Origin of the sequence: Pseudomonas sp. GM49 (assembly GCF_000282355.1) — a bacterium.
GTDB lineage: Bacteria > Pseudomonadota > Gammaproteobacteria > Pseudomonadales > Pseudomonadaceae > Aquipseudomonas.
The window spans coordinates 1-4,068 of the sequence record NZ_AKJL01000312.1; the positions used below are offsets into that span (position 1 = coordinate 1).

A 4,068-nucleotide genomic window follows, 5' to 3' on the forward strand; every position below is an offset into this window, starting at 1 on the left:
TGATCGCGATCAACGCATCGTTGCCGAAGTAGCGCATGACTGCGCGATACATGCCAAACCGGATAAACAACGGGATTGCAACGACCGGGGCACTCAAGAAAAGCCAGGAATGGACGATCAGTGGATTGACCATATCATCAATGCCAAGGCGAACCAGAAACGCCAACCACAACGCTGCCCACACGAGAATGACGTCAGCCGTAACCTGAATGAGCCGTTTTTGACGGCGCGACAGCTCAAGCAACAGTTTGCGCAATTTATCCATAACCCCGTCGTACACCTCTAACCACTCCCCATGACCGTGCTTGATCAGTGTACGTCTCCTGACGCACTTGTAACTTCAAATAATCACAAATCAGCTATTGAAGGACTGGCTTTTTCGATTTCACCCGCGTGAAATTTGAGCGCCAGAATTACCAGTGGGATATAGGCGATTATCAGGCCAAGCGCACCATCCAATCCAAAGGACGTCACGCAAAGTGCAACGGGCAGCAACCAACCTACGTTGATTGCCCCGACGGCGAGAGTGACAGGCAAATGCTTGCGATATCGGCGTGACGCAAACTGATAGGCGTGACTACGATGAGCTTCATAAACTTTGTCACCGCGAACCAGGCGACGAATCAAGGTGAAGGTTGCGTCTACAACAAACACCCCCAACAGGATCAGCCAGGCCCAGAGCAACTGCGGTGCAATCCAGGCAGCCTGAATCGAGATGACACCGAGCACCATACCGAGGAATCCGCTTCCAGCGTCTCCCATGAAGATGCGTGCAGGGGGAAAATTCCAGAACAGAAATCCTCCAACCGCCATCGCCAACAGTCCTGGAACCCACATCTGGCTTTCGAATCCATTCAGCCAATAAAGCAGACAACCACCCAGGCACGCCGAAATCGCTTCAACACTGGCTATACCATCGATTCCATCCATGAAATTGTAAAGATTGAGCATCCAGACAAGATAGACCGCCGCCAGGATGCATCCGAGCCAACCAAGATCCACAGCCCATCCAAACAAGGTAATCGGAGGCAGCCCCCCCAGACAGAACAAGGCCCAGGCGGCCGCACAGAAATGGCCTAACAAGCGCCAACGTGCTGCTATATGACCATGATCATCCATGAAGCCGACAATTGCGATCAGGCCACCCGCCCCCCCGATAGCGATCAACAGTGGCATGGTTGCCAACTGTGCCCATGCCAGAAATGGCAGCGCCAACAAAAATGCGATGACAATCGCGACACCGCCGCCCCTGGGAGTGGGTACTGAATGAGAACTGCGAGCATTGGGGACATCGATAATACTTCGCGCCAATGCATAACGACGTAATACCGCTGTCAATATTAAGGAAACACTCGCCACCGCAGGAACTAACCACCAATAGATCATTGTTATTTACTTTCTTGAAAATGTTGTGCTGTAGCCTTCAGTGCGTCATCTGCCGAGACCGGAGGTGTCCACCCCAGCAATGAGCGCGTTTTGCTGATGTCTACCTGCAAGGATCCACATAACCGGTTTGACAGGGCTTTCCTTCCGAGCAATGTGGCGATGCCGCGCAGGACGCTGGCAGGTATTGGTACAAGCCGAGCCGTACGCCCAAGGGCAAGCGCAATCTTGCGCAGCAATTGAGTGGTGGAAAGATCCTCGCCATCACTGACCAGAAAGGTCTGATTAGCGGCTGCCGGATGATCGATACAGGTGACAATCAAATCCACCAGATTGTCCAATGCTACGAGACTGCGGCTGTTGTGAATCGCCCCAAAAGGCAGAGGAATACCTTTATCGAGCCATCGCATCATGCTTTGAAAGTTAGCCTTGACCCCAGGGCCGTAAACCAACACTGGCCTTATGATCACGACCTCCATCCCGGTCTCCACGGCCAATTCACGCAACAGCCCTTCGGCTTCCATCTTGGATATCCCATAGGGATCTGCCGGGGCTGGCGTGTCCTCGGGAGAATACGTGACACCCAAATCGGTACTTTCGCCGTTCACCTTGATGGAACTGATAAATACGAAGCGTCGGACACCTGCAGACGCAGCCTGGCGTGCAAGATTCAATGTACCTTCAACATTGACTCGCCTGAATGCCGCCAAGGGATCGGTTTCGGTATCATTCATCACATGAACGCGAGCCGCGGCATGTATGACCACGTCTACGCCGGTGAGACCGTTTTTCCAGGACGTAGCACCATCGATACTGTCAACGTGGATCGTCGAGACTTTACTCTGAAGTAATTGAGATCCATTACGCAGCGCGGCAATGACAGTGTAGTTTCTTGCGACCAGACACCTTAGCGTCGCGCCACCAACAAACCCTGTTGCACCGGTTAAAAATACGGTCTTCGACATTATTGGGTGGTCCTTCGCAAAGTAGCAACGCGAAACAACTCTTCCAGACGCTCCATAAGTGCAGGTTTGGAAAAGTGGCTCAAATAGTAGGACCGACCGGCACGCCCCATAGTTTCACGTTGAGCAGGGGATGTGGTGGCCAACTCCAAAGTAATCCGCACAAGCCCCTGGACATCACCTGAGGGGCAGGAAAATCCCCCGCCTGACTCTTCGATTACCCGTGCAGCCTCCCCATTGATCATGCCCAGGATCGGCTTGCTCGAAGCCATATAAGCCTGGACCTTCCCGGGAATCGTTTTCTCGAATACATCATTGGTTTTCAATGAAACCAGCAACGCATCGGCACAAGCAAACACCCCAGGCATCTCGCTCAGAGGGTGTCGTCCCAGAAGCAATACGTTGCTCAAGTTTCTTGTCGTGACTTGTTCATGCAACCATTTGCTCATACGCCCATCCCCCACGATCACCCAGCGCACTGCGACTTTGTTCTTCAATGCTTCTGCGGCGTCCAGGATCGCGGGAAAATCCTGCGCTTCGCCTAAATTTCCCGCAAAAACAATGGTGAAGACTGAGTCATCTCGCTCTAGCAAATTTGAAGTGAGCGGAGTGGAGGCCGAAAAGTCATCCTCAGCCCAACTTGGGAAATAAATCAAACGCTCTGGGGTGATTTCCTTGGTGCAATATTGTTTTACGTTATCGGCAAAACCTTTGGATTGTAAAAGCAAATAATCAGCACGATTGTAGATCGCACTGACCACGCGCCCGACCAAAGCCAACAAGGCAGGCTGACGGAGTACCCCTACAGCCCTCAGAGTTTCCGGCCAAAGATCAAGGACCCAGACAAATACTGGGGCCTTTTTTATCCGCCCTAACACAACTGCGGGAATAGCAGCCATAATAGGAGAAACTGCGTATACGAAAACCGCATCAAACTTTTCATTTCTAAGCTTGAAAACGCCGAGTGTAGAAGCGCTGAGAAAAAAAGAAACGTAATTGAAAACCAGGCTAACACTGCGTTTTCCACGCGAAACTAATGGAACTCTAACTATTCGCGCACCGAAGTAGTTGCTGAAACGCTCAGGACTGGCACTAAATTCCGAATATACCGAACCTTCTGGATAATTTGGCCACCCGGTCAACACAGTGACCTCATGACCATTTTCCGAGAAGGCGCGAACCAGGTCATTGATACGCATATTCTCCGGCCAAAAATACTGTGTAACTATCAGAATCTTTAACTTATTTTCAATCATTCCTGCAGCTCAACTCAGCATTTTTTTGTTTATACAATCAAGCTATTGTAAACAATCCCCATAACTTTATCGGCAATATTCGGGACACGGTACTCAGCGACCGTAGCCATTACGGATAGTCGGAACTCCATGACATCAATTTGGGAAAGCAGCTTTTCCCAAGCCCCCCAAAGTTAGGCGATGTCTGGAGTCTGTCAAAAATATGCCTGTTACGCAATGTGAAACAATCAGGGTTCCAAGCGACGCTGCTGGTAGATCCAGTCGACGATATCGCCATCCGGTGTATAGCCACTGACCGTTTCGCGAAGGAGCTGTCTGACGCGCGAATAATCATCCTGCTCAACGGCCCCAAGCAACTCGGCCAGCTTCAGCTTGAGCACATCCCACGGCAGATGATCCTCGTTTGCGCTCATGATCATTGGATGCCGGGTCGCGCTGACGTTGTCACCGATCAACAGCTCTTCGTA

Annotated in this window: 3 protein-coding genes and 2 pseudogenes; all 5 read right to left on the reverse strand. The window is 51.3% G+C overall.

The features are described from left to right. A pseudogene (locus PMI29_RS02080) lies at positions 1-265 on the reverse strand (polysaccharide biosynthesis protein); the annotation flags it as partial. Between the two features lie 83 nt (positions 266-348). Beyond that, the gene (locus PMI29_RS02075; RefSeq protein ID WP_008003855.1) at positions 349-1,386 is read right to left on the reverse strand and encodes an MraY family glycosyltransferase; all 1,038 of its coding nucleotides are present in this window, start codon (positions 1,384-1,386) and stop codon (positions 349-351) included. A 2-nt stretch (positions 1,387-1,388) separates the two neighbouring features. Beyond that, positions 1,389-2,348 carry a UDP-glucose 4-epimerase family protein gene (locus PMI29_RS02070; protein ID WP_008003857.1) on the reverse strand — a complete coding sequence of 320 codons (960 nt, stop codon included), beginning with the start codon at positions 2,346-2,348 and terminating at the stop codon, positions 1,389-1,391. Then, positions 2,348-3,601, reverse strand: a complete 1,254-nt coding sequence (locus tag PMI29_RS02065) for a glycosyltransferase family 4 protein (RefSeq protein WP_008003859.1) — start codon at positions 3,599-3,601, stop codon at positions 2,348-2,350. The genes PMI29_RS02070 and PMI29_RS02065 overlap by 1 nt, the downstream gene beginning before the upstream one ends. A gap of 227 nt (positions 3,602-3,828) precedes the next feature. Continuing rightward, positions 3,829-4,068: pseudogene (locus PMI29_RS02060) on the reverse strand (polysaccharide biosynthesis protein); the annotation flags it as partial.